This window comes from Psychrobacter sp. ER1 (genome assembly GCF_048631835.1).
Classification (GTDB): domain Bacteria; phylum Pseudomonadota; class Gammaproteobacteria; order Pseudomonadales; family Moraxellaceae; genus Psychrobacter.
Genome location: NZ_CP184640.1, coordinates 2,769,661 through 2,794,583, shown reverse-complemented (window position 1 = coordinate 2,794,583; position 24,923 = coordinate 2,769,661). Strand labels below are relative to the sequence as shown.

25 protein-coding genes, 1 pseudogene and 1 riboswitch are annotated in these 24,923 nt (G+C 43.3%); of the genes and pseudogenes, 12 read left to right on the top strand and 14 right to left on the bottom strand.

Annotation, left to right across the window (positions count from 1 at the left end; all coding sequences use genetic code 11):
• Positions 1–68: 68 nt before the first annotated feature.
• Positions 69–212 carry a hypothetical protein gene (locus ACOBWA_RS13025; RefSeq protein WP_420229600.1) on the bottom strand — a complete coding sequence of 48 codons (144 nt, stop codon included), beginning with the start codon at positions 210–212 and terminating at the stop codon, positions 69–71.
• Positions 213–523: 311 nt separating this feature from the next.
• Between ACOBWA_RS13025 and ACOBWA_RS13020 the strand changes: the two are divergent.
• From ACOBWA_RS13020 to ACOBWA_RS12995, 6 genes and pseudogenes are all read left to right on the top strand, one after another.
• A pseudogene (locus ACOBWA_RS13020) lies at positions 524–3,441 on the top strand (valine--tRNA ligase).
• A gap of 217 nt (positions 3,442–3,658) precedes the next feature.
• Positions 3,659–4,099, top strand: coding sequence for a DUF262 domain-containing protein (locus tag ACOBWA_RS13015; RefSeq protein WP_420229599.1), 441 nt, complete (start codon positions 3,659–3,661; stop codon positions 4,097–4,099).
• Positions 4,096–5,406: a DUF262 domain-containing protein gene (locus ACOBWA_RS13010; protein ID WP_420229598.1), complete on the top strand. Its 1,311-nt coding sequence runs from the start codon at positions 4,096–4,098 to the stop codon at positions 5,404–5,406. The genes ACOBWA_RS13015 and ACOBWA_RS13010 overlap by 4 nt, the downstream gene beginning before the upstream one ends.
• A 145-nt stretch (positions 5,407–5,551) precedes the next feature.
• A complete protein-coding gene (locus tag ACOBWA_RS13005; RefSeq protein WP_420229597.1) occupies positions 5,552–5,881 on the top strand; it encodes a TerD family protein in 330 nt (109 codons plus the stop codon).
• Positions 5,857–6,342, top strand: a complete 486-nt coding sequence (locus tag ACOBWA_RS13000; RefSeq protein WP_420229596.1) for a TerD family protein — start codon at positions 5,857–5,859, stop codon at positions 6,340–6,342. The genes ACOBWA_RS13005 and ACOBWA_RS13000 overlap by 25 nt, the downstream gene beginning before the upstream one ends.
• Positions 6,312–6,842, top strand: a complete 531-nt coding sequence (locus tag ACOBWA_RS12995) for a VWA domain-containing protein (protein ID WP_420229595.1) — start codon at positions 6,312–6,314, stop codon at positions 6,840–6,842. The genes ACOBWA_RS13000 and ACOBWA_RS12995 overlap by 31 nt, the downstream gene beginning before the upstream one ends.
• A 95-nt stretch (positions 6,843–6,937) precedes the next feature.
• Here ACOBWA_RS12995 and ACOBWA_RS12990 read toward each other — a convergent pair whose 3' ends face one another.
• Genes ACOBWA_RS12990 through ACOBWA_RS12980 form a run of 3 tightly spaced genes read right to left on the bottom strand, consistent with a single transcriptional unit; the run spans position 6,938 to position 7,832 of the window.
• Complete coding sequence (locus ACOBWA_RS12990) at positions 6,938–7,168, bottom strand: hypothetical protein (protein WP_420229594.1); 231 nt, start codon at positions 7,166–7,168, stop codon at positions 6,938–6,940.
• Between the two features lie 26 nt (positions 7,169–7,194).
• Positions 7,195–7,563 (bottom strand): ABC transporter substrate-binding protein, encoded by a 369-nt coding sequence (locus tag ACOBWA_RS12985; RefSeq protein WP_420229593.1) that lies wholly within the window; start codon positions 7,561–7,563, stop codon positions 7,195–7,197.
• Positions 7,563–7,832 (bottom strand): ABC transporter substrate-binding protein, encoded by a 270-nt coding sequence (locus ACOBWA_RS12980; RefSeq protein ID WP_420229592.1) that lies wholly within the window; start codon positions 7,830–7,832, stop codon positions 7,563–7,565. Before ACOBWA_RS12980 ends, ACOBWA_RS12985 begins: the two co-directional genes overlap by 1 nt.
• A 172-nt stretch (positions 7,833–8,004) precedes the next feature.
• A riboswitch (TPP riboswitch) is annotated at positions 8,005–8,121 on the bottom strand.
• Between the two features lie 479 nt (positions 8,122–8,600).
• Between ACOBWA_RS12980 and ACOBWA_RS12975 the strand changes: the two genes are divergently transcribed.
• On the top strand, positions 8,601–8,963 hold the full coding sequence (locus tag ACOBWA_RS12975) for a YbaN family protein (RefSeq protein ID WP_420229591.1): 363 nt from the start codon (positions 8,601–8,603) through the stop codon (positions 8,961–8,963).
• 243 nt (positions 8,964–9,206) lie between these two features.
• Positions 9,207–9,416 carry a cold-shock protein gene (locus tag ACOBWA_RS12970; RefSeq protein WP_045453470.1) on the top strand — a complete coding sequence of 70 codons (210 nt, stop codon included), beginning with the start codon at positions 9,207–9,209 and terminating at the stop codon, positions 9,414–9,416.
• Between the two features lie 301 nt (positions 9,417–9,717).
• On the opposite strand, the gene ACOBWA_RS12965 is transcribed toward ACOBWA_RS12970, so the two are convergent.
• On the bottom strand, positions 9,718–10,839 hold the full coding sequence (locus ACOBWA_RS12965; protein WP_420229590.1) for a YeiH family protein: 1,122 nt from the start codon (positions 10,837–10,839) through the stop codon (positions 9,718–9,720).
• 219 nt (positions 10,840–11,058) lie between these two features.
• On the opposite strand from ACOBWA_RS12965, the gene ACOBWA_RS12960 reads away from it, so the two are divergent.
• Complete coding sequence (locus ACOBWA_RS12960) at positions 11,059–11,994, top strand: LysR substrate-binding domain-containing protein (protein ID WP_420229589.1); 936 nt, start codon at positions 11,059–11,061, stop codon at positions 11,992–11,994.
• A 117-nt stretch (positions 11,995–12,111) separates the two neighbouring features.
• On the opposite strand, the gene ACOBWA_RS12955 is transcribed toward ACOBWA_RS12960, so the two are convergent.
• Together ACOBWA_RS12955 and ACOBWA_RS12950 are read right to left on the bottom strand one after the other, a co-directional pair.
• Entirely contained in the window at positions 12,112–12,573 is a 462-nt protein-coding gene (locus tag ACOBWA_RS12955) for a universal stress protein (RefSeq protein WP_057761630.1), read from the bottom strand.
• 99 nt (positions 12,574–12,672) lie between these two features.
• A complete protein-coding gene (locus ACOBWA_RS12950; RefSeq protein WP_420229588.1) occupies positions 12,673–13,134 on the bottom strand; it encodes a universal stress protein in 462 nt (153 codons plus the stop codon).
• 296 nt (positions 13,135–13,430) lie between these two features.
• Between ACOBWA_RS12950 and ACOBWA_RS12945 the strand changes: the two genes are divergently transcribed.
• Positions 13,431–16,496 carry an insulinase family protein gene (locus ACOBWA_RS12945; protein ID WP_420229587.1) on the top strand — a complete coding sequence of 1,022 codons (3,066 nt, stop codon included), beginning with the start codon at positions 13,431–13,433 and terminating at the stop codon, positions 16,494–16,496.
• 82 nt (positions 16,497–16,578) lie between these two features.
• Here ACOBWA_RS12945 and ACOBWA_RS12940 read toward each other — a convergent pair whose 3' ends face one another.
• Positions 16,579–17,142: an NUDIX hydrolase gene (locus ACOBWA_RS12940; protein ID WP_420229586.1), complete on the bottom strand. Its 564-nt coding sequence runs from the start codon at positions 17,140–17,142 to the stop codon at positions 16,579–16,581.
• A 557-nt stretch (positions 17,143–17,699) separates the two neighbouring features.
• Here ACOBWA_RS12940 and ACOBWA_RS12935 point away from each other — a divergent pair.
• Entirely contained in the window at positions 17,700–18,434 is a 735-nt protein-coding gene (locus ACOBWA_RS12935; protein WP_101206042.1) for an NUDIX hydrolase, read from the top strand.
• 128 nt (positions 18,435–18,562) lie between these two features.
• Here ACOBWA_RS12935 and ACOBWA_RS12930 read toward each other — a convergent pair whose 3' ends face one another.
• From ACOBWA_RS12930 to nhaA, 5 genes are all read right to left on the bottom strand, one after another.
• Positions 18,563–18,997: a hypothetical protein gene (locus ACOBWA_RS12930; RefSeq protein WP_420229585.1), complete on the bottom strand. Its 435-nt coding sequence runs from the start codon at positions 18,995–18,997 to the stop codon at positions 18,563–18,565.
• On the bottom strand, positions 18,961–19,953 hold the full coding sequence (locus ACOBWA_RS12925; RefSeq protein ID WP_420229584.1) for an oxygenase MpaB family protein: 993 nt from the start codon (positions 19,951–19,953) through the stop codon (positions 18,961–18,963). The genes ACOBWA_RS12930 and ACOBWA_RS12925 overlap by 37 nt, the downstream gene beginning before the upstream one ends.
• 77 nt (positions 19,954–20,030) lie before the next feature.
• Positions 20,031–20,171, bottom strand: coding sequence for a hypothetical protein (locus ACOBWA_RS12920; protein ID WP_420229583.1), 141 nt, complete (start codon positions 20,169–20,171; stop codon positions 20,031–20,033).
• 89 nt (positions 20,172–20,260) lie between these two features.
• Positions 20,261–20,632: a DUF2799 domain-containing protein gene (locus tag ACOBWA_RS12915; protein WP_420229582.1), complete on the bottom strand. Its 372-nt coding sequence runs from the start codon at positions 20,630–20,632 to the stop codon at positions 20,261–20,263.
• Positions 20,633–20,841: 209 nt separating this feature from the next.
• Positions 20,842–22,044 carry a Na+/H+ antiporter NhaA gene (nhaA, locus tag ACOBWA_RS12910; protein WP_102091810.1) on the bottom strand — a complete coding sequence of 401 codons (1,203 nt, stop codon included), beginning with the start codon at positions 22,042–22,044 and terminating at the stop codon, positions 20,842–20,844.
• A gap of 463 nt (positions 22,045–22,507) precedes the next feature.
• Here nhaA and ACOBWA_RS12905 point away from each other — a divergent pair, with 463 nt between their 5' ends.
• A complete protein-coding gene (locus tag ACOBWA_RS12905; RefSeq protein WP_101206038.1) occupies positions 22,508–23,263 on the top strand; it encodes a TSUP family transporter in 756 nt (251 codons plus the stop codon).
• Between the two features lie 117 nt (positions 23,264–23,380).
• On the opposite strand, the gene ACOBWA_RS12900 is transcribed toward ACOBWA_RS12905, so the two are convergent.
• Complete coding sequence (locus ACOBWA_RS12900) at positions 23,381–24,757, bottom strand: dicarboxylate/amino acid:cation symporter (protein WP_057761609.1); 1,377 nt, start codon at positions 24,755–24,757, stop codon at positions 23,381–23,383.
• Positions 24,758–24,923: the final 166 nt, after the last annotated feature.

Sequence of the window (24,923 nt, the reverse complement as noted above, 5' to 3'; positions counted from 1 at the left end):
AGGTTTGTCTGCGTCGTTGTCTGTAGTTTCATCTACGTCACTATCTGTAGTGTCGTCTACGTCCTTATTTACCTCATCGTCTTTGGAGGGGCTGCTGCTTTTTCTAGCGTATCGTCACCTTCAGGCACAGGAGTAGTGGTACTCGCATTTGTACGCTCATCGTTTGGTCGATTAGCCTGAGAATCATGGTCATGCTCGGTATCTTGGGACACGGTTAGCTCGCTGGTTATAGGCTAATGATTTTGCTGCATAAGTAATCTCTATTATATTTCCCATTCTTCGGATTGCTGTTGTTAATTGATTAACAATTTAGGTAATAAATCGCCTTCAGGCTTTATAAATTGTCTTACCATCTAACAAAATCTGCCTATCTGCGTTAAAATCACACTATCAACTATTTTTCCTGTTTTTATAGCGTTGTGCGCTATCTCATTTTGACCACATTCATTATCAACAATAAGATAACCCTATTATGAGCAATCCTAATACCGATACCAGCATTGATAGCAATGCGAAAACCAATCTGACCCAGTCGATCCAAGCGGCGCTAAGCCAATTAGAGAGTGCCTATAATCCTGCGGAAGTTGAAGCAGGCATGTATCAAGGCTGGGAAGAAAGCGGTTATTTTCAGCCGACTTTTGATAAAGACGAGTCGTTTTCTATTGCGCTGCCACCGCCAAACGTCACGGGCTCGCTACACATGGGTCATGGTTTTAACAACGCTATTATGGATGCGCTCACCCGTTATCACCGCATGGATGGCGACAATACGCTGTGGCAGCCAGGTACGGATCATGCGGGTATCGCCACCCAGATGGTCGTTGAGCGTCGATTAGAAGCGCAAGGTATCAAGCGCCGTGATATGACACGTGCAGATTTCATCGATAAAGTATGGGAATGGAAAGAAGAGTCAGGCGGCAATATCACTAGCCAAATTCGCCGTTTGGGCAGCTCGGTTGACTGGTCGCGTGAGCGCTTTACCATGGATGATGGTCTGTCCAATGCGGTAAAGAAGTGTTCGTACGCCTGTTTGACGATGGACTTATCTATCGTGGTAAGCGTTTGGTCAACTGGGATCCTAAGTTCCAAACTGCGCTGTCTGATTTAGAAGTAGAAAACCATGATGAAAAAGGTAGCTTGTGGCATTTCCGCTATCATTTCACGGATGCAGAGCTAACCACTCAAGATGGTAAAAACTATCTCGTCGTCGCAACCACGCGTCCTGAGACATTGCTTGGTGATACTGCTGTCGCCGTCAATCCTAGCGATGAGCGTTATGCACACTTAGTCGGCAAAACCATTACTTTACCAATTACTGGTCGTGTCGTGCCTATCGTCGCTGATGACTATGTCGAAAAAGACTTCGGTACAGGTTGTGTCAAAATTACTCCAGCGCACGATTTCAACGATTATGAATTGGGTCGTCGCCATAGCTTGCCATTGATCAATATCCTTGATGAGCGCGCTAATATCTTGCCAGCGATGGAAGTTTATCCTGACTTGCAAACACGTGAGCCAGAGTTAGAGACTACGCCTAGTGAGTACGCAGGACTTGAGCGTTTTGCTGCGCGTAAGTTCCTTGTTGAGCAAGCAGGCGAGCAGGGCTGGCTAGAAGATATCGAGGACTACGCACTAAAAGCCCCGCGCGCTGAGCGTGGCGGTACGATCGTTGAGCCATGGTTGACCGATCAGTGGTATGTCGCAGTTAAAGAGCTTGCCAAGCCTGCGATTGACGCAGTAGAAGACGGCAGCATTGAGTTCGTCCCTGCGCAGTACAAAAACATGTATATGGCATGGATGACCGATCTGCAAGACTGGTGTATCAGTCGTCAGCTGTGGTGGGGTCATCGTATCCCTGCATGGTATGACGATGCGACAGGTGAAATCTATGTCGCCCGCGATGAAGCGGAAGTACGCACTAAATATAACCTAAGCGACGATGTCAAACTGCGCCAAGACGACGATGTACTCGATACGTGGTTCAGCTCGGGTCTATGGACGTTCAGTACGCTTGACTGGGCAGACGTCAACGCCGATCCACGCGTGATGGACACCTTTCACCCAACCAGCGTGCTGGTGACAGGTTTTGATATTATCTTCTTTTGGGTGGCCCGCATGATCATGATGACCATGCACTTCGTGAAAAACGAAGACGGCACGCCGCAAGTACCGTTTAAGACCGTCTATGTGCATGGTCTGGTACGTGATGGCAATGGTCAAAAAATGTCAAAATCAAAAGGTAACGTCTTAGATCCGATCGATCTCATCGACGGTATTGAGCTAGAAGCGTTGGTAGAGAAACGCACCAGCAACATGATGAACCCAAAAGACGCGGCCAAGATTGAGAAGCAAACGCGCAAAGAATTCCCAGAAGGCATCCCAGCTTATGGTACCGATGCACTGCGCTTTACCTTTACCTCATTAGCCAGTACGGGTCGCGATATCAACTTTGATCTCAAGCGTGTCGAGGGCTATCGTAACTTCTGTAATAAAATCTGGAACGCCAGCCGTTTTGTCCTCATGAACTGTGTCGATGGTGACAGCAATGCCAAGCCTATCGACCAAACGGCGAACCCTGACGTATGGGAATTACCAGAAAAATGGATCATGAGTCGTCTGAATTCTAGTATCAAAGACATTCATCAGCATTTCGCCCAGTATCGTCTCGATATGGTCAGCCAAGATATCTATGAATTTATCTGGAACGAGTACTGTGATTGGTACGTGGAGCTTGCCAAAGCCAGCCTAAATGATGACTCGGTGACGGATACGCGCAAAGCGCAAATCCGCTATGTGCTGCTGCACGTGCTCGAGACAGCGCTACGCTTCACGCACCCAATCATGCCGTATCTGACTGAGCAAATCTGGCAGACCATCGCGCCGCTACTGGGTCGTAAAAACACCGACAGCATCGTGGTCGCTAACTATCCACAGACCGATGCCAGCCAAATTAGCGAGCAGACCGAAGCCGATATGGCGTGGCTACAAGAGCTAATCGCCAGCGTCCGTAACATCCGTGGTGAGATGAAACTGGGTAATGCGGTACGTCTGCCAGTGCTACTACAAAATGTCTCTGTCGATGAAGAAGCGCGTCTATCTCGTATCAAAAACCAGTTCAAAGCGCTTGCCAAAGTTGAGAGCTTAGAGATTGTCAAAGAAGGCGACGATGTGCCACTGTCATCATCAAGTATGGTCGGTCAGCTACGGGTACTCGTACCGATGAAAGGTCTAATAGATCCAACGGCTGAGCTGGCACGTTTAGGTAAGTCATATGATAAGTTGAAAGGCCAAGCAGAAGGTATCGCCCGTAAGCTCGGTAATGAAGGCTTTGTCAGTAAAGCCCCTGCGGAAGTAGTCGATGCTGAGAAGGCGAAACTGGCTGAGCTAGAAGGGCAGTTGACGGCGATGACAGCGCAGATGGAGCAGTTAAAAGCGTTGTAAATAAAGCGTAAATATCTATAGTAATAAAAAACGCTGTCATAATTGTGATGGCGTTTTTTATTGTCTACTGGTTAGTCTCTAACCAACTATTAATTCTGATAAGTACTAAATATTTGTATGCTATTATCTTAAATAGCGTTGATTCTACTAAATCAACAGCCTGTTTTAATTGAACAAAAAGTGCTAAGTTACTCAAAAATTAAAGGAACAATAATTCATGCAATTACATGCATATACTAGAACTATATCGGATCTATTTTCAGTGAAAAAGAAATATATTGTTCCAAGATTTCAAAGACCTTATTCTTGGAAAAGAACCGAGGTAAGAGAGCTATGGGAAGACATAGTTAGTAATATTAGTTGTTCTGAGTCAGAATTTTCTCATTCTGAATATTTCATTGGAACAATAGTTCTTGTAGGAGATGATAAGAAATCGAGCCTATTGATAGTTGACGGACAGCAACGGCTCACAACTCTTACAATTTTACTATCAGCCATTTGCAGAAGTTTTATTAAGATTGATGAAAGAAAAAAAGCTGAGGCAATATATAATACATATATGGTTGGATCAGATGATGAAGGAGAGACTTACTTTAAACTAGAAAATGAAAATCCAAAACCTTTTTTCAAAATGAAATTCAACACATTGAAGAAATGAATAATAGTTCAGCAGAAACAGATGAGGAAAAGAACTTACAAGAAAATTTTTCTGAATTTATGAATCTTTTAAGTAATGATAAGTTAAAAGAAGTTTTTCAATTAGATGTAATGAATAAGGAAATGTACTCTAAGGCATTATCTGCAGTTAGAGAGGAGGTTCTAAATTATTTGAAGGTCATTTATATTACAGTGCAAGAGGAAGAAGAGGCTTACACTATTTTTGAGACTTTAAATGCTAGAGGTATGGACTTAAGTTCTGTAGACTTAATTAAAAATACGTTGTTTAAAAATCTTAAAACAGTCCACCCTGATGATGATGCAAGGACGAAGTGGAATAAAATAGTTAAAGAAATGAATGATAGAGCTTCATCTAGTACAGGAAACCTTGAGAGTTATGTGAGACATTGGTGGATTTCTAGATATTCTAATGCTAGTAAAGACTCTTTGTATAAAAATTTCAAAAGGGAACTGAGTGTTCAAACTTTTGATGCAAAGAGTTTTTTACTTGATTTATATGAGGACTGTAAAGTATATAAAATTATATCTTATCCTCATAAAGAGGACTTTCCCCAACAAGAGGATTTGGATATATATAATGCACTGATTGCTCTTAATATATTCAAAGTAAGTCAGCACAAACCATTATTATTATCTCTATTTCACTTGAAACAAAAGAAACTGGTAAAACATAAGGATTTCGTCAATACTCTAAGAGTGATAGAAGACTTTCATTTTGTCTTCAATGCTGTTTGCTCCCAACGAGCTTCAGGATTAGATCAGATATACTCTAAAACTGCGAGAGATTTATTCAGGTCAGAATCTAAAACAAACTCTAAGAAAATTTTAAATGAACTACAGCAACAACTTAGAGATAAGCTACCAGACAAAAGTACTTTCATTAGTAACTTTAGCGATCTTTCATTTCTATCAAAAAAGGAAGGTGATAAAAAGTTAATTCAGTATATTTTTATGAGAATTGAATGTACGCGATATGAGTATAGGGAGTTTGCTCCTGAAAAATTTACCTTAGAACATATAGAGCCTCAAAAATCTAAATTAATAGCGAAAGATATAGTAGGGAAAATTGGGAATTTGTTACCATTAGGGAATGCTTTAAATCAAGAAGCAGGTGATTTACCTGTACCTGATAAGATAGTTATTTATGAAAAATCTAATTTTGCTTTAACTCAGAATTTCGCTAATGAGTTTGATTATTCATGGAATAAAAATAAAATTGTTGAACGTTCTGTTTCATTAGCAGATTATTATTATAATGAAGTATTATTTTCAAAAGTTATAGAGTAAAAAATAGAATTCACTTTCAATGTCTAGGATTGATTTTTAACTTATTCGCATTAAAAAACCGCTCCAGCTCATGCTTTAGCGGTTTTTAATATCAGCAATTAGTCTATTATTTCTAAAGGAATAATAATTTAACGTAAGGAACACCATGAACCATCTCACCGTCGGACAACGCTTACCTTTAAGCAACCTTGCTATTGATGATACCGTACCAATCACGCTCAAGTTCACCCGCCAAAGCCCAATAGAGATGGACATCAGCTGCTTTGCCTTAGACGCAGCGGGCAAACTGATCAATGATGATTACATGGTGTTTTATAATCAGCCAACCTCACCGTGCGGGCAAATCAAGCTCACCCATTACGAGTCGCAGCCAACGGCGAATAAGGGCATCCAAGCCGAGTTTGAAGTTCATTTATCCAAACTGGCTACTAATATAGACAGCTTGTTTTTGTGTTATCAGCCGACACGCCGCTGAATCAAATTCAATCGCTTGAGATTGGCATTTGGCAGCAATCACAAAAGGCGCAGGCAGAATATCAAGCAGCAGACTTTGCCCAGCAGCAAGCCAGTATGCTGATGCAGCTGTATCGTAAGAGTGGCGTGTGGCGAGTATCTAACGTCGCGCAAGGCTTTAATGGTGGACTGGCCGCCATCGTGCAGCATTTCGGTGGTGACGTAGAAGAGAGTAGCCCACAAGTACTCGAGCCGACCGTAGCGCCAGTTCAAACAAAACCATCGCTAGAAAAAGTCATGCTAGACAAAGCGCCCAAGTTGGTTAATCTGGCCAAAAAAGCCACCATATCGCTTGAGAAACGCCAGTTGCAGCAATTAACCGCAAAGGTAGCGTTGGTGTTAGATGCCTCAGGATCAATGAACAGACAGTACAAAAAGGCCGCGTGCAAGAGGTGGTCAACCGCTTATTGCCATTGGCAGTGAGCTTCGATGACGACCAAGCGCTAGACTGCTGGGCGTTTGCCCGAGATCCGCAGTATTTAGGCGAGATTGGGCTGAGCAACTATGACGGTTTTATTGACAGCGCTCATGGCGGCTGGCGCAAATGGGCACTTGGTCCACGCGTTAATAACGAAGCAGAGGTCATGAAAGCCGTGACGGAGTTTTATCAAAAGGACGGCTTGGATGTGCCTATCTATGTGCTATTTATCAGTGATGGCGGGGTGAATGACAATCGCGGCATCACTAGAGTCATGACGGATGCGGCAAAATTACCGATATTTTGGCAGTTTGTGGGCTTGGGTGGTCGTGGTTATGGCATCCTAAAAAAGCTAGACGACATGACAGGACGCGTGATTGATAATTGCGACTTTTTTGAACTCGATGACTTGGATGATATCAGCGAAGAAGCTTTGTACGAAAACATGCTAGAAGAGTTCCCAAGTTGGCTCAAAGAAGCCAAGCAGCTTGGTATCGTGCAGTAGTAATCTTGTTATTCTACTATCAATACATAAAAAACCGCCATAGTGTTTGCTGTGGCGGTTTTCTACTATTCAAAATATCTTAACTTCTAAAATCTCTATAGCGTCCACAGCGATTGATACTGCTCATCAGTTAACGTCACGATATCGATCTCGGCTAGCATCTCACGCAGTTCTTGCCATTTATTTGCATTAGGTGTGATTGGTGTGATCAATCTGCCCAACGTATTATCAATAATCGCATCCATTAGTGTATCTGCTTCGGTTTTACTATAGTCATAATACATACGGTGAGCAGTCTCTGGCTCGTTTTTGCACAGTTCTGTCATCTGGTTAGTTACTTGAATAAAGGTATCTATCGCATCTTTTTCGCGCTATAGATCTCATCCGTCGTGAGAATTTCTAACGCCGAAAAGTTAGGGTAAGGTGACAGATGCTGATCGATAAACGTAAAGTCTAACCCTTCATGAGTCGCCTCAACACCTTCAAAATTATAAAAGCACAGCCATGCACCATCTAGTCTTGGGTCTTCTTGCAAGTTTTTTATATGATAAAAGTCTTTTTGTACAAAGGTCACATTATCACGGCTGATACTAAAGCCATTTTTCTTTGCATAGCGCGTTAATATCTCAAAGCCAATACGATTGGTTTTTTCTTCAGCGGCAGGGGTGCAAATGCAGATAGGCTGATTGTTTTTGAGCTTATCCATACTAGCGCGCTGCATTAATATGCCGCCATCGGTCTCAAAAAGCAGCCCAGCGCCCGCAAGTTAGGCGCGTAATGCTCAAATAGATGGATAGGCTCATTGACATGCAAATCGATGCTCTGGTTCTGTAGTTCGGCAAAGCCATCATAGTGATCATCTGGCTCGATAATAGTGATATCAAGCCCTGCTTGCTCATATGCGCCCGTGGTCACACCAGCGATAAAGGGCAGATGATCAGGGTTTAAAAACCATTCGAGGGTCAGAGTAAGTTTGGTGGTCGGCTGCATGGTTGTTCCCTTTTAAGTATAGAAAACAATCAGACTGATACGATTAAGTAAAACAAGAAAGGCCAAATAAGAAAAGTGAAGTCTCGATGCTAACTGTCAGATGCTCGGTATTTGATATGGTCAACACTATCAGTACGTCATCTATAGACTGCTCTTATTTATAGACCTCTGAGGGCGTGTCACGCTTGTTTCCTACGTCAGTGCTAACTGCTTCAGGTTCACGGGTGTGTCTCAGCGATGATGTGGGCTGTGTCTACAGCGTTAAATCAAAGCACCCCGACAAGATTGATTGTTATTGCATTATTTTTGATCAGTACTGCTAATGAATCCGTACTGCGAATGGCTATTATCGATAGTTACTGCATCATCATAGACGACTTACAAGATGGGATGCAAGCGTATCGGGAATGACGATGGCAAGTAATGACTGATGTTCGTTAACCGCTCTTTATGATAGCTGTTGTTTACCACAGCTACTGATAGTTATTTTTAGCGACGTGTTAATAGAAGAGTGCAGCATTTATTATTGGTACTTACCCAATTACTAACCAAACATACCTATCAATAGCAAAAACCTTATATAAATAGTCTTGTGCGCAGACGGGCGATATTGCATGATTAGCCTTCTATGCCGCTGCTTATATAATAGGCGCTACTCTAAACAATCGACACTTGGCATAACTGACAACTTACACGACCGACAACTTATATGACCGACAATAAAAAGCGTTCTATTACCGACCTAAGACTGATCAATCCAACAGCCCAATGCTGCGTTGGACCTTTGTGACGCTTGGTTGGTTGTTTTTTATCTTAGGGATTATCGGTATATTGCTGCCAGTGATGCCCACAGCGCCTTTTATCTTGCTAGCAGCAGGTTGCTGGGCACGCAGTTCTCGACGCTTTCATTTTTGGCTGATTAATCATAAATACTTTGGTAAATTCGTCCGTGATTGGGAAGAGAATCATGCCGTTCCGCTTTATGCCAAGTGTTTAGCGACGGTTATGATGGCAGCATCGACAATTATGTTATTTTATCGTTTGCCTGCTGATATGATGTGGATGGCATGGGCGGTAGCCACTGTCTGTAGTGGGGTAGCGATATATTTGTTCCGTTTACCAAATGCCTAAATCCGTTGCAATTTGCGCCAAAATCGGTCAATAAACGGCTCTGGTTACACGAAATATGAGATAAGACTTGCGATACTGGGATGTACCCCTTATAATACGCCCAAGCTTAAGAGCAGTTCTGCACCAAATCATTACCTCGTAGTATTAGTTATAATCCTTCGTTTTAATATTTATCGTTCAGTAGCTATTTGCAAGCGTTACCGGTCACTAGACCATTAATAAATTTAAAAGTAGGATTATACTATGTCAGACGTTCAAAAAGGTACAGTTAAGTGGTTCAACGAAGCTAAAGGCTTTGGTTTTATCGCTCCAGAAACTGGCGCAGACGTTTTTGCTCATTACAGCGAAATCACTGGTTCAGGTTTCAAAACTTTGGCTGAAGGCCAAGAAGTTGAGTTCACTGTAACTCAAGGCCAAAAAGGCCCACAAGCACATAACATCGTTGCTATCTAATTTGTCTTTATAGACAGATAGATGAATAGATGTAGAAAAGCGAACCTTCGGGTTCGTTTTTTTCGTCTGTGATTTGGTATTTAGAGATTTAGTGTTCAAAGCATTAGTACTTAAAAGATTGGTATTTAAGAGGTTGATATTTAAGGTACTGGTATTAAAGCTAGTACTAGTCCAAGATTAAAAGTTTTAGCCAGTTATATTAGACCGAATAACAGATACAAAAGGGCCTCTGACTATAAATAGTTGGAAGCCTTTTATATTATGCAGTGAAGTAAGAAGCTAAAACTCAAAATTCGGATTACTACATAAAGCTAATGCCGATATTAATTAGACCACCGCCCAGTATTAACCAACCAAACATAATAGCACCTAAGATAAGCGGTCTAACGCCAGCTTGTTTGATCGCACTTAGATGCGTGGTCAAACCTAATGCAAACATAGCCATCGTAAGTAATACATCATCTAGCATCACCATACTGCGTACGATACTCTCAGACATCGGCACCCATGTATGTATCAACACAATGCCAATAAAAATAAACGCAAACCATGGCACTTTAACTTGTTTAACACGAGTCATAAATGATGCTGTCTCGTTTTTATTATCTTCTTCTACAGCTGCGCTATCTACGGTACGATCTTTGGTTAGCGCAAACGATAACACAAGCAGGAAAGGTGCAAGCATCATAACGCGTATCATCTTGGTCACGACCGCAGTATCGCCAATCTCAGTATTGATTGCATTACCTGCGACTACGACTTGCGCCACTTCATGAACGGTTGAGCCAGTGTACATGCCGTACTGCTGGGCGCTGAGCCAAGGCTGTAACCAACCAAGATGATATAAAAAAGGATAAAGTAGCATTGCGATAGTGCCAAAAACCACCACAGTTGCAACGGCGATAGTGACTTTATGAGCTTGCGCGTTGACGACTGGCTCTGCAGCAATGACAGCAGCAGCACCGCAAATACTTGCCCCTGAGCCAATCAAGATCACCGTTTCTTTATCGACTTTTAACCATCTAGTACCTAACCAATAGGTCAGCATAAAGGTCGATGTTAGTACCAGTGCGTCAGTCATAATCGCTGGCATACCGACGCTCGCAACTTGTGTTATGGTCAGCTTAAACCCATAAAACATAATCGCAAGTCGCAATATCTGACCCTTGGCAAAGCAAACGCCGCCGTTTAAACGTTCAGCGAATTTAGGATAGACGGTATTGCCCAAGATCATGCCTAGCAAAATCGCTAACGTTAAAGAGGATAGTCCAACGATACGTCCGTTTGACCAGATATCCAAACTACTATCCAACCATAAGCAAAATAAACTACCAATCAGAACGACTACCAATCCCGCTAAGTGACGGTGATTAGGGGTATAGTTATGAACGGAGTTGCTGACTGATTGGACGAGTGTGTACATGACGCGGCATCCTATCACTGATATTAAGATAAGCATAAGCTTATGAATAGACAGTATATGCCTGCTGCATTTATAATAAAAACAGATTAATAAGATATAAACTATCGATTTTTTAGGTTAAAATTTATAATAGAAGTCGATATACCGCGCATGAGCAGCAAAAAGACAAACATCACGAATAAAACAGCGCAAAAACTGACATAAGGTATTATCGATATCATGAAAAAATCTGTGCAGACAGTGCCAAAGATTACACTTAAGCAGCTTGCTGTTTTTGTCAGTATTTATCAGACAGGTAGCACCAGTCGCGCCAGTGAGGAGCTGCATTTATCACAGTCAGCGGTCAGTAGCGCGCTGACTGAGCTTGAATCTAGACTACAGATGCCGCTATTTGAGCGCGTCGGTCGCAGGCTTAATCAACACCCCAATGCCCATCCGATTTATATACAAGCACAGGCTATCTTGGGTCAGTCGCTCACGCTTGAGCATTATCATCAGTATCAAGCAGGGCAGATTCATATCGGTGCTAGTACCACTATTGGTAATTACGTGCTGCCATCTTTGCTTGGCAAGCTATATGAGGCGCTGCCCGATGCCAATGTCGATATGTATATTGCCAATACGCAAGAGGTAGTGAGCGAAGTTGAGCAACTCAATATCGATATCGCGCTGGTAGAAGGAATGCCGCGTCCGGTAGATATGAAAGCCATTGAGCAGCGTGAATGGCGTACCGATACGCTAGTGATATTTGCCAAGCGCGATAGCAAGTGGCTAAAGGGTATAGCTACCTATAGCGAAGATAAGGACTGCTATCAGCTAAGTATCAATCAGCTAGCGCAGTTGCCGTTACTGGTGCGCGAGGCAGGGTCAGGCACACGGCAGATTATCGATGAGCAATTGCTTAAGTATCTACCTAATGCAGAAGTGGTGAAGGCGATACATCAATCCGAGGCCATCAAGCACATGGTGAGTGCAGATATTGGTCTTGGTTGTCTATCGCAGCATGTGATTGAGACGGAACTCTCGACAGGGACGTTGGTACAAGTGAACGTGGCGGGAATTGATTTATCAAGGACATGGTGGCTAGTCTGGCATAAAGCCCGTCACCAGAGCCCCATTTGGCAAACCTTTATAGATATTATTCAACAGGGTTAAGCAATGAGTTTGGATTAACCTAAAACCTATTAACCATAAAAAAGCGCAGCGTTAAAAGTTACGCTGCGCTTTTTTTGAGATATGCTTTAGATAATATAAGACAATCAAAGCATATTGTTATGCTGAAACAGGCTTGTCCAGTCTCACTACAAAGCTATCGCAAGGTACATTGGGCAAGATATTATCCGCAGTTGCACCACTGATCCATGCAGCTATACCCGTACGCTTATGACGACCGATGACCAATAAATCGACATCGTGTTTATGGCAGTAGCTAACGATACCTTCACTGCTAGAGATGGCAGTCGTGACTTCTGACGTTGCTGCATTTAGCTGATTGCGTTCAAGGAATTGCGCCAGCTTTGCACGTGCTTCTTGGCAGCGTTCATCATCAATCTCATCGTATAGGCTAGAGGCAGGCACCAGCTCATAGCCGAAGCCAACCATGGTGTCTTTGACAATATGTAAAACAGATAGCTTAGAGCCTGGACGGTTTTCGACGATGCGCTTGGCCTTTTGGGCGACTATATCTGCATCAGAGAGTAAGTCGGTGACCAGTAAAATATGTTCGTAACTCATAGCGTCTTCCTCATGTCAGATAGTATTTACTATAGCACTACTCTAGGGCGCTGTTAAGTAAAGCTTGTCGTCTTTAGCAGCAGATTGGAGCAATGCCAATTATTCCAAGACAGGCTGATCAAGCTTCACCACTAAGCTGTCGCAAGGGACATTTGGCAAGATACTATCGGCAGTGGCTCCAACCAACCAAGCAGCGATACCATGGCGCTCATGACGTCCAATGATAAGTAAGTCGACGTCTTTTTCACGGCAGTAATTAATAATACCTTTGCTATTAGAGATGGCAGCAGTGACCTCAGAGTTGATCGCTTCTAGCTCGTTACGTGCCAAAAATTGTGCCAGCTTAGCCCGTGCTTCTTGCCACTTTTCACTATCGACATCACCCGAGAGGCTAGAGGCAGGCACGAGCTCATAACCAAAGCGCACCATGTCATCCTTGACTATATGCAAGACAGACAGTCTGGCTTCAAGAGAGCCTGCGAGAATACGTTTGGCTTTTAGCGCCACTTTGTCCGCATCAGACAGCAAGTCAGTGACCAGTAAAACGTGTTGGTAGCTCATAAAGTACTCCACTCCTGTTAATAGTTAACTTTATAGTAGCAGCGCAGGCTGTCTTTGTTAAGTGATAAATCCATAATAAAATTGTGGATATTGATGAATTTGTAACTATAAGGGATTAATAGTTAAAGTTGATAGCCGCGTAGATTATGTGGTGGATTATTGCATGGCTGTTGCCTTGACTTATCCATGTCGCAGCCCCACTAATAGCGCTAAGCCAACTCTTTTTTAGCCAATTTATTACTCTATTTTCCCTGACAGTCAGGGCACTATACGCATAATAAGCGATAAGGATAACTATGACGGACACGCCATTTACTGCTGATTTAACCTTGCATCCAGCATTTGAGCTGATTGAGCATCGCCATATTGAGGCGCTATCGATGGATGTGCTGATCAGTCAGCATGTAAAAACAGGAGCGATGCATTATCATCTGGCACACCCAAGTGATGAAAATGCGTTTTTGGTCGGTTTTCGCACCCAGCCAATGGATTCAAAAGGCGAGGCGCATGTCTTAGAGCACGTGGCTTTATGTGGTTCGAATAAGTTCCCAGTACGTGATCCGTTCTTTTCGATGATTAAACGCTCATTAAACACGTTTATGAATGCGATGACCGCCGCTGATTGGACGGCCTATCCGTATGCGACACAGAACAAAAATGACTATTTTAATTTGCTTGCTGTCTATCTGGATGCGTCGTTTTTCCCAAATATCCATCCGCTCGATTTTGCCCAAGAAGGCATTCGCGTAGAGCTTGATGAAAATGATAAGCCGCAGTTTAAAGGTATCGTTTTTAATGAAATGAAAGGTGCGATGAGTGGCGAGATTGATCAGCTATATCATACGGTTGCTCATCATCTATTCCCAACGACGACCTATCATTATAATTCAGGCGGCGATCCTGCTGATATCCCTGACTTGACACACACTGAGCTGACAGAGTTTCACCAGAGCCATTATCATCCGTCAAACAGTGTCATTATGAGCTTCGGTAATATCCCTGTTGCTGAGACGCAAGCGAAAATACACGAAGATGCTTTGATTCAATTTGAAGCAGGCAAAAAGCATGTATCGCGTCCAGAACAGCGTTTGTCTGCGCCAATCAGCGCGGTTGATACTTATACTGCTGACGAAGCCGGCCCAGATCAGACGCATCACGTGGTTGCTTGGTTACTACCATCGATTACCGATCCTAAGCAGCGTTTGGCATTGCGTCTATTAGAGGGCGTGCTGATTGAGCATGCAGGTTCGCCATTGCGTGCCTATCTTGACAGTCATCCGCTGGGTAAAGCGCCAAGTCCGCTATTGGGACTCGATGACAGTCATTATGAGATGGTCTTTTATACGGGACTGCGCGGTTCTAACCCTGAACATGCCGAAGCAGTAGAGCAGGGCATCATTGACTTGCTGACCGAAGTGGCCAATTCACCAGTTGATGATGAGACAATCGAAACCATTCTGCATCAGATTGAGATTGATCAGCGTCACATTGGCGGCGATAGCATTCCTTATGGTCTAAACCTTATGCTAGAGGGCTTTAGTACCGCTATTCATGATGGCAATCCTATCGATGTTTGGGAAGTAGACGAGCACCTACAGTGGCTACGCGAGCAAGTCGTCGATCCACAGTGGCTACCGAACTTGATTAAAACGCATTTATTGGATAATCAGCATCGCGTACGCGTAACGATGACCCCTGATAGCGAAAAAACAGCCCGTTTGGCAGCAGCTGAGCAGACTCGTTTGGATACTATCGCGATGGATTTGACTGCTGATGACAAAGCTATTTTAAAGCAACAAGCCTTAGATTTGGCTGCACGTCAAGCTGCGCCAGATGATTTAAGCTTATTACCAAAAGTGGGTCTAGAAGACGTACCAACAGATATCAGCTTTAAAGAAGGCACCCAAAAGCAGGTGCGTTTGAGCGGGCAAGACAGCACGCTATTTGAGTATGAAGCTGGCACTAATGGCATTTATTACTATCAAGTGATTGTCCCACTCACTGAAGCAATTGGTAATGCGAGCGCAGATGCGCTACCAGTTAATGATGTGATTAATCATCCATTGTTGCCTATTTATTTAAGTCTATTATCTGAGCTAGGTACTGACTCACTTAGCGCTCATGAGATGCAAGCCAAGCAGGCCGCGCATTCTTCTGGTGTGACCGCACGTATCAGCCAACGTACCAACGTCGATGATAGCCAAGCGATTAGCAGCTACTTTGTCGTGGCAACGCGTGCGCTAAATCGCAAGCCTGAAGCAATTGATTTGCTCAAAGAAGTCATGGAGCACAGTATCTTCTCTGAGCATGACCGTATCAAAGAAATTTTGCAGCAGCGTCAAGCGGGTTGGCAGTCAAACCTAGCGGGCTCAGGGCATTCTTATGCGATGCAAACGGCTAGTCGTGGCATGAGTCGCCAAGCGCAGTTGGAATATGTGCGCAGCGGCCTACCAGCATTGAACGCACTTAAAGACTTCTTAGCATATGCTAGTACAGATGATGCTCAGTGGGATCAACTGGCTACGAGCTTGATGGACTTACATCAACGTCTGATCAGTTTGCCTAAGCATGCCGTTATTATCTGTGAAGCAGAGCAAACCGAACGCTTGAGTAGCTTAATCGTCGATAGCTGGAAAGATAGCCAAGCGACGACCGCTTCTAATGATTTAACGAACGCAGTAGCAAATATTCCAAGTGAGTTTGCAAACCTGCAATTAGATACTGCGTTAAATGGTGCGACTGATACAGTCAAAGCATTAGAAAACGGGGTAGCGCTTGATGTTGCAGATTTAGCATGGCTAGTACCAACCAACGTCTATCATAACGCCAGTGCGTATACCGTACCTGCTGCTGACCATCCTGATACCGCTGCACTCATGGTATTAGCGCCTTACTTACGTAATGGCTATTTGCACAGTGCTATTCGTGAGCGCGGCGGTGCCTATGGCGGCGGCGCAGGTTACGATGCCAACGCTTGTGCCTTTAAGTTCTTTAGCTATCGTGATCCACAGTGCGCTGAAACCTTTGCTCACTTTGATGCCAGTATCGATTGGCTATTAAACGAGCCACAGACTGATGAGCAATTGGAAGAAGCTATCTTAGGTATTATTTCAGGTATGGATAAGCCGGGCTCTCCTGCAGGCGAAGCAATCAAAGCCTGCTTTGCAAATCTACATCATCGCGGTGTCGACTGGCAGCGTAAAATGCGTGCGTCGATATTAGCCGTCACGGTTACTGATTTGCAGCGCGTTGCCAAGCAATATCTACAAGGTCAAAAGCATGTACGTGCAGTGCTAGCGCCTTATGACAAAGAAGAGGCAGTAAAAGGTCTAGGCTTTGAGGTTTGTAGAATTAAGAGCTAAGACTATTAGGTTTGTTTTTGATTAAAAGTTAAGCACAAAAAAGCCAAGCATCATGCTTGGCTTTTTGCAGTTAGGTAATTGACTAATATCGTTTGATACTCAAATCTTTGCCAATTTTATCCTGATGAATCGGAAATTCTGTCAACTCGTTATACTGCTTACGATCAGCAAAGTAGCTTTTTAAAGTACGGCGAATGGCTTCAAACGCCAGTGTATCCCATGGGATATCTTCTTCGCTAAACAGTGCACAGTCGAGACTTTCTGAGCCAATACCATACGCGCCATCTTTTAGATCGGCTAGATAGATAGAGTAGATCTGCCCAATATCTGGTAAGTCATAAACGCAGTATAGATGCGGATTCAGTACGATGGCATCAGCTTCTTCGTAGCTCTCGCGTGCTGCGCCTTCAGCCATGGTTTCGCCGTTTTCCATAAAACCTGCAGGTATCGTCCATAGCCCATATTGTGGCTCAATGGCACGGCGGCAGAGTAGTACTCTATTTTCATGTACCACCAGCGAGCCACAGATAACTTTTGGGTTTTCGTAGTGGATATAGTGGCAATTGGGGCATACCAAACGCGGCATATTGTCCGTAGGTGGGATTTTTCGTTCTGCTTCATGACCGCATTGGAGGCAATAGCGCATATCAACTACCTTGTTATAAAAGTTATTGTGTATGATGTTTTTTATAGGTTATAAGACCTACATTCTGAAGTGCTGCTGTCATCGTTTCGAGATAAGTTAGACATAAGGACGGTGAGACAAGTACCACAAGCAGTAAACTGAGTGAACCTGACGATAAACCTAACTTAAACGTACCTGACTTATATAAGATCGACTATATAAGATATTATTCTAAAGAGCAGCTATCGTCTTAAGATAGCACATATTATCGACGGACAGAATCACGATAACAGTAACGCATCATTTCACAGATAGGCTGACTATTATTAGTTAATAGGGCCGTTATTGAGCATTGATAAGCAATGAATCAGTCACATAAATAGCATGCAGCCACTATTATATTGCGCTAGTCTAGTGAGTGTTCAGTAATTATTGATATCAAAGCCGCTGACAAGTCGCGTGGCCGAGAACAATAAATAGATTGTTGGTTTTATTTACTAGTCGCGATTTTAATAATAGAAAATAAGAAAGATGCTGGTGATACCGCTTAATAACGATAAAAATATAGGGCAATTATAATGTTATTCCCACCGGAGGCTGTAAGCTTCGATAACCTGTCAGTTGCTGTACCTACTTTTATTCGTCATCCGACGCTTCGTCAATTAGCTGAACGAGTACAGCACGAGACATTGAACGCGCTGACGAGTCCAGCGATGTACGAGAGTGGCAACACCTCACAAAGTACGCGTATTTTGGACAGCTTATATCAGACACCGATTGCCGATGCATCAATACTGGTCGCTATTACTCATGAGCGCAGACCTAAACTATTATTAACACGCCGCGCCGCCCACATGAACAGTCATGCGGGTGAAGTGTCTTGTGTGGGTGGTAAACATGATCGAGGCGATGGCAATAATGTCGTTACCGCATTGCGTGAAGCCTGCGAAGAAACAGCACTACCACCCAATAAAGTCCAGTTGCTTGGTCAGCTACCGATCCAAACTTCAAAAAGTGGTATGAGCGTACGCCCAATCGTGGCACTCATCGCTCCTGGCTTGGTACTCGTACCTGAAGCGGGAGAAATATCACGTATCTTTTGGGCAGACTTAGAGTCGTTAGTCACTCAGCCAACGGTAGAGTATGAAATTGAGTATAAGATGCAAGAACAAATGGCTACCATACTGACGCCGAGCTGGCAGGTCGATGGTGAGACGGTTTGGGGACTAACAGGACGGGTAATTGCTAACCTATTAGAAACAGGGTTTGATCGACAGCTCGAATGGTATTACCGCGTAGAAAACAAACGCTGATAAATGTCATCTACTTATAATATAGTCGATGCAATTTAAAAGTAGTACAAGGCAACCGAGTGTAGATGTAACTGTGATACTTCAAGCGAGGTTAACGCAGTAATGCTTTTATAGTGGAATGAATATGGTCATCTACTTATAATAGTCATCGTTCTTTTTAGCCACCAGTTCATATTGTCTTGGCGCTTGGCACGGAATGCTTCTAACTTATGAGCAACGGATGCATTATGCTGCCGTGCAGTATCGAGCGCAAAAAGAATCGGTACTGAAGACAACACACCAAAGCGTATCTTTGACTTTGGTAAGTCCAGACCATCGCCTATATCATCACCAACCAAAGTGCGAGTGACACTCGCATTAACCATTTCGACAAAACGTCCACGGCGATTGTCTTCACCCATGAGCTGACGCGGCAGATCATGCAATGCTTTTGCCAATGGCTGACCCATCTTAAAGTCTAGCTGCTGTATCGATAGATAGGTATAGAGCCATTCCCAACACGCGGCCTCATCTTTTGGCAGACGATCTAGATCAACCCCATCCAATAACTGGCAAGATTCCATAGATGCAGGATACCTTCAGCTTCTTCTGTACTAATACGTGCGCCTAGCAATCTTAGACCGCGCATAATCAGTAACGAGAACTGCAAATGGGTGGCAATCATATCGGTTTGATTGATAGGGATGCCCCAATAGTCAGTATTCCAACTACCGTCAGGGTTATGATGTTGCTCGGCGTTTGGTATCAGGCCTGTAGCAGCATTGCCTTTACCTTTGAGTAAGTTTTGCCGTACCAAGGTATGTATCTGACGTACTTGGACCGATTGTCGCCAGCCTTCAGAGCCAATAGCCAATACTTGCTCGATAGGTTTATTTTGATTAACTGCACTCATATTAGACGAGGGATGTTCAGACACAGCCAAGATATAGGCATAAGTACGCATCAGTCGCGGTAGCGCATCATGCATCAGTGCGCCCGTCTGAATGAGCGGTAGCGAGAGGGCAGGAATGCTATAGCCAGCCATTAGAGCAACATTACGCAGTAGCCAAATGAGCATCAATGGATAGCGCCGATAGGCAACCGCACCTATCTGAGCAAGCTTTGGGTCGAACCAATCAGGATGGCTGCTAAATTGCTCAGTGAGCGCTTTAAATGATGAATTGGTTGCAAGGTCCTTGTTTACAAGGCCATTGTTCGCAGGATTATGATTTGAATTATCGCCAAGAATAGTATGCTGTAAAGGCTTCGCAAATTTTATGCTTTGAGCGGCTAGCGCGTCTGCAATCGGATCGCCAATATCATAACCTGCCACTATCTCATTTAGCAGAGCAGGTGAGATCGTAAAGTCTTTTGGTAATAGATAACGCTTAATGCGTTTTAAAACCTGCAAATCACTATGGTCATCGATAGCAGTGGTACGTCCATGACGCTGATAAGCGTTCGATGATTGAGCATTCGATGACTGAAAGTCAGGTTTGTCAGTTGGAGTACTTGCCGTATTGATGATTTTCTTATCCATAGTTATCAAGTACCATTTTCAGAGTTAGGGCGTGCCTTAGAACGTAAAACTTGCATTGAGATAGCTTCGTATTACAGTCATTCGTAAAAATTACTGGACTGGTTCAATGAATCCAATTGCTGCTGTGTTGTTCGGATACGGCGTTTGGTATCACGAATTTCATCAGATAGAGATAGTAGCCGTGCACGGGCTTCTTTTTCATTAGCAAAATCTAGCATGTCACCATTTTCTAGCTTATCGAATTCTGATTGGTAAGTATCTAAGAGGCGATTGTCTTTGTCTAATTGACTGTCTAAGGCGTAATGATCTAGACCTTTTGATTGGCCGTTTGCAATGTATTAGCCATAGCAATTGGACAAACATTGTTCAACTGACGACCACGTCTACCAATGTTATAGGCATTATTGATGGTGCAGTACTGTTGCAGACCAAGTTTACGACCGCGTTCCCATGCCTGATAGTCAGGCGCGACGCTAGCTTTGGCACAGGCTTTTGTATGAGATGCTAAGCGGTCGGAATGGTAACCTGCCACGCCATCGTTATAGCCGATAGCTTGCCAGTCACCGATGAGACATTCTTGCTTAGAGAGTGTTGCACAGCCTGCTAGCAGATAAATACTACCGAACACAGATAATCCTAATGCCAGTTGACGTACAACGCGGTGTATAGGTCGGTACATGGTTAGCTCCGATAGCTTTGATAACTATGATAACGATAATAACTATGAACACAAATAAATGATATTAGCAATTAATCACGTTATGTAGTCTTGTCATCGATTGCTAGGTCACTTGTAGATATCTCGATAACGCATATATAAATAAAATAGAGCAGCTTATAAGTGGCATCAACATTAAGCAGTACCATTATAAGCTACTCTACGTTTCATTAATGTGGGCGAGTCAAGTCGACCGATGTACCACTAGCATTGTCTTTCAAGCTCATTTTCAACATGATGTAACCAGCAATACCAGAGACGATTGAACCCATAATAATACCTAAGCGCTCATCAAACATAGTGGTGTCGCCAGCGAACGCTAAGCCACCAATGAATAAACTCATGGTAAAACCAACACCGCACAATAGAGCTGCACCGTAGATTTGCTTATAGTCCATACCTTTTGGCATGGTTGAAATACCAAGTTTGAAGATTAACCAGCACATGAACATGACGCCTAACTGCTTACCAATAAACAAACCAGCGGCAATACCTAGCGGCACTGAGTGGAATAACTCAGCAAAACCTGCGCCTTCGAGCGAGATACCCGAGTTGGCAAAAGCAAAGATTGGTAAAATACCAAAGGCGACGGTATTGTGCAGATCATGCTCTAGCTCTTCAAGCGGAGAGTGCTCAGGATCAGTGCGGTCGAACATCGGGATAAACAGTGCTAATACCACACCTGCTAATGTTGCATGGATACCAGACTTGAGTACGGCAATCCACATGATCAGACCAATGAGTAGATAGGGCGTGATGTTGGTAACGTTACGGCGATTAAGAACATATAAGAACGGCAAACATAGACCAGCTACTGCTAATGACTCTAACGATAATTCACTGGTATAAAACAAAGCGATAATCAGAATCGCACCAATGTCATCAAAGATAGCAATAGAGACCAAAAATACCTTTAAAGAGTTAGGTACACGGTTACCTAAAAGGCTCAAAATACCGAGTGCAAAGGCAATATCTGTAGCCGCAGGAATGGCCCAACCTTTCCAGAACTCAGGCTCATTGTAGTTAAAGAGCAGATAGACAATCGCCGGCATAATCATACCGCCGAGTGCGGCCCCTGCTGGCAATATTATCTGCTTGACGTTGGACAGCTCACCAATGAGTACTTCACGCTTCAGCTCTAATCCAACCAAGAAAAAGAAAACCGCCATCAGACCATCGTTGATCCAGTGATGAGCGTCTTTGGCAATCGCAAACTCACCAATCTGAATGGCGACTGGTGCATGAATAAAACCTTCATACCAAACATTAAGAGGGGAGTTGGCAATGATCATTGCAGCAATGGCAGCCAATGCTAAGACGATACCGCCTGCTGCCTCAAATTCAAAAAATGCCTTAATCCTTCGTATTGCCATATCATCCTCATTCGCTAAATACAATTTACTAAATAACCTCAAATATCCATCAATGTCTGAGCTACCTATAATTTTGAGGTAGCAAATAGACAGAAACAGTTTCTCATACTCTTATCAAGATAGACAACAAAATACGTTGAGCCAGTGCCAACGGTCTACTTTTTTATATTTACAATAGCAATATTATAAAGAGGATTTGACGAGCACAATAGTTGTAAGTCGTTACATCTTTTAATAAGTCGCTATTTTGCTGAGCATATTTAGAACGTTATTAGACAAATTTAGCAGACTTTGTTACGTTTTTGGCTTTTTTATGGTTTTATCTTTATAATGAGCAGCGCTGTGCGACGTGTCATTATTTCTTTTGCTAGCACTGGTAAGCTGTCAGCTTATCGATAATGATATTTTAGCCTTATCTCATAACTCCTTTTTCTCTTCTTATCATATTTTGCAGGTCAGTGTCATGGACTTAACTTTCTCGTTAGAGATTATTTTAATGCTTACTGCGGTGGCCGCATTGGCAGGATTTATTGATGCTATCGCTGGCGGCGGCGGGTTGTTGACTATCCCCGCTATGCTACTGGCCAATATCCCGCCAGTATTGACGCTCGGTACCAATAAACTGCAAGCGGCATCAGGCGCACTAGCGGCGTCTATTACTATGATTAGAAAAGGAGTCGTCAAACCGCAACGAATCAAAGTAGCTATCATTGCCGCTTTTATTGGTTCCGTTATCGGTACCATCGCTGTACAGATGTCGCCACCTGACTTGCTTGAAAAGGTGATTCCGTTTTTAATCGCGGCTATCGGTATCTATACATTATTTGCCCCTAGATTAGGTGAAGTAGAGGCTGCACCGCGTATCTCAGAGAGTAAGTGGCAAAAAGTCGTGGCACCGTTGATTGGTTTTTATGATGGTTATATTGGTCCAGGTACTGGTATGTTTTTTGCGCTTGGCAATGTGGCATTACGTGGTCGTCAAATTATCGAAGCAACAGGTGCGGCAAAAGTATTGAACTTATCGACCAATATTGGCTCGCTAATTTTCTTTATTTTGGGTGGTAACGTACTGTGGAAAGTGGGGCTAGCGATGATGGTTGGACAAACCATCGGTGCCTATTTTGGCTCACATATGGTGGTTAAAGGCGGTAGCAAATTGATTCGTCCAGTGATTGTACTGGTCTGTCTGGCAATGTTGACCAAGTACGTGTTTGGCTAATTAGTTGTTGATAGAACCGTATCAACCATTATTATTTACTGATTATTGATCATAAAAAACCTCAGCCAATTTGACTGAAGTTTTTTATTTTATGCACTTCTATCTAGCAAGCGTGGGTTAGCGGCGACGATCGACATCATCGTATTCACTACCCATGATGCCATCACTAAAGACTTCAGAGAACTCACGCTCATTGTCTTCATCGATATGACCATCAAATACATCTTTTGCACCAGCGTTAGGATCGTTGTAAATAGCCAGATCCATTTTGCCTTCTGATTTTGCCACGATAGTAGTAACAGCAGCATCACCACCGACGTTTACAGCAGTACGTAACATATCAAGGATACGATCCACACCCAAGATTAGACCGATACCTTCGATTGGTAGACCTACTTGAGCAAATACCATAGACAGCATGATTAGACCAACACCAGGTACACCAGCCGTACCAACAGATGCTAGTACTGACATCAAGATCACGGTTAAGTATTCGGTCACGCCCAAATCAATGCCGTAAATGTTGGCAATAAATATGGTCGCAGTACCCTGCATGATAGCTGTACCATCCATATTGATAGTAGCACCAAAAGGAACAGTGAACGATGCAACTGAGTTGTTTACACCCATACGCTTGGTAACCGTACGCAAGGTAATAGGAATCGTCGCGTTCGAGCTTGAGGTACTAAAAGCAAAGATCTGTACTTCACGCATTTTTGCCAAGAACGTCTTGATAGACAGGCCTGAAGAGACCTTAAGTACAATCATCATGGTGACAAAGAAGTGGAAGGCCAATGAACCGACCAATACCGCGACATAGCCAAGTAGTGACCAAATCAAGTCTAAACCTAGCTCTGCCATTGCTTTGGTCAATAGCGCAAATACACCATATGGTGCAAGGTTCATGATGATCGTGACCATCTTTAAGATGACTTCGTTGATCAGCTCTAGGCTCTGCACTAAGCCTTTGGCAGGTTTACCTACCATCAAGATACTGACACCAATCAAAATAGCAAAGAAGATGATCGATAACATATCGCCATTTGCCATCGCGCTGATGGGGTTCGATGGGATAATGTTAGAGAACACATCAAGTAGAGGCGGCGCTGACGCAGCTTCAAACTCGGCTTCCGTTCCGATATTCATGCCTTTACCGATACCGAATAACGAGCCAAGACCAATCGCAGTCGCAATAGCGAGTGCAGTGGTTATCATATAAATAATGAACGTTTTGGTACCAATACGTCCAAGTAGGCGAATATCACCAATACCGCATACACCGCAAATCAGTGAGATAAGCACCAAAGGTACGACCAACATTTTTAGCGAGTTGACAAATAGTTTACCAACAATGGCAAGGAAGCCATTGGTAATATAAGTATTAACAAAGCCACCTTCGCCGTTCAATCCTGAGTAGTTTAGAAATAGGCCCAGTCCAATACCGAGCACCATGGCAACAATGATCTTGCCCGTCAGTCCCAAATTCTTCCACATAATTCATATCCTTTGTGTGCATAACAGCTTTATAGTAAGTGTTCATTAGCCAACATGATTGTACTTATCAGCCTTACTACAAAGCTTGTTATGACTATTAAGTTCCCGTGATTGTCGCTCGATGTCACATTTTCGTGGACAATATAAAAGAATAGCTAAGGGCACT

Coding starts and splice junctions, on each gene's coding strand:
- ACOBWA_RS13015 (WP_420229599.1), top strand. CDS start 3,659: ATGCAATTACATGCATATACTAGAACTATATCGGATCTATTTTCAGTG.
- ACOBWA_RS12945 (WP_420229587.1), top strand. CDS start 13,431: ATGACGGACACGCCATTTACTGCTGATTTAACCTTGCATCCAGCATTT.
- ACOBWA_RS12980 (WP_420229592.1), bottom strand. CDS start 7,832: ATGCAGCCGACCACCAAACTTACTCTGACCCTCGAATGGTTTTTAAAC.
- ACOBWA_RS12920 (WP_420229583.1), bottom strand. CDS start 20,171: ATGCTAGATTTTGCTAATGAAAAAGAAGCCCGTGCACGGCTACTATCT.
- ACOBWA_RS12965 (WP_420229590.1), bottom strand. CDS start 10,839: ATGTACACACTCGTCCAATCAGTCAGCAACTCCGTTCATAACTATACC.
- ACOBWA_RS12970 (WP_045453470.1), top strand. CDS start 9,207: ATGTCAGACGTTCAAAAAGGTACAGTTAAGTGGTTCAACGAAGCTAAA.
- ACOBWA_RS12940 (WP_420229586.1), bottom strand. CDS start 17,142: ATGCGCTATTGCCTCCAATGCGGTCATGAAGCAGAACGAAAAATCCCA.
- ACOBWA_RS12905 (WP_101206038.1), top strand. CDS start 22,508: ATGGACTTAACTTTCTCGTTAGAGATTATTTTAATGCTTACTGCGGTG.
- ACOBWA_RS12955 (WP_057761630.1), bottom strand. CDS start 12,573: ATGAGTTACGAACATATTTTACTGGTCACCGACTTACTCTCTGATGCA.
- ACOBWA_RS12985 (WP_420229593.1), bottom strand. CDS start 7,563: ATGCAGCGCGCTAGTATGGATAAGCTCAAAAACAATCAGCCTATCTGC.
- ACOBWA_RS12915 (WP_420229582.1), bottom strand. CDS start 20,632: ATGTACCGACCTATACACCGCGTTGTACGTCAACTGGCATTAGGATTA.
- nhaA (WP_102091810.1), bottom strand. CDS start 22,044: ATGGCAATACGAAGGATTAAGGCATTTTTTGAATTTGAGGCAGCAGGC.
- ACOBWA_RS12935 (WP_101206042.1), top strand. CDS start 17,700: ATGTTATTCCCACCGGAGGCTGTAAGCTTCGATAACCTGTCAGTTGCT.
- ACOBWA_RS12900 (WP_057761609.1), bottom strand. CDS start 24,757: ATGTGGAAGAATTTGGGACTGACGGGCAAGATCATTGTTGCCATGGTG.
- ACOBWA_RS12990 (WP_420229594.1), bottom strand. CDS start 7,168: ATGACAGAACTGTGCAAAAACGAGCCAGAGACTGCTCACCGTATGTAT.
- ACOBWA_RS12925 (WP_420229584.1), bottom strand. CDS start 19,953: ATGGATAAGAAAATCATCAATACGGCAAGTACTCCAACTGACAAACCT.
- ACOBWA_RS13010 (WP_420229598.1), top strand. CDS start 4,096: ATGAATAATAGTTCAGCAGAAACAGATGAGGAAAAGAACTTACAAGAA.
- ACOBWA_RS12950 (WP_420229588.1), bottom strand. CDS start 13,134: ATGAGCTACCAACACGTTTTACTGGTCACTGACTTGCTGTCTGATGCG.
- ACOBWA_RS12960 (WP_420229589.1), top strand. CDS start 11,059: ATGAAAAAATCTGTGCAGACAGTGCCAAAGATTACACTTAAGCAGCTT.
- ACOBWA_RS12930 (WP_420229585.1), bottom strand. CDS start 18,997: ATGGAATCTTGCCAGTTATTGGATGGGGTTGATCTAGATCGTCTGCCA.
- ACOBWA_RS12975 (WP_420229591.1), top strand. CDS start 8,601: ATGCTGCGTTGGACCTTTGTGACGCTTGGTTGGTTGTTTTTTATCTTA.
- ACOBWA_RS13005 (WP_420229597.1), top strand. CDS start 5,552: ATGAACCATCTCACCGTCGGACAACGCTTACCTTTAAGCAACCTTGCT.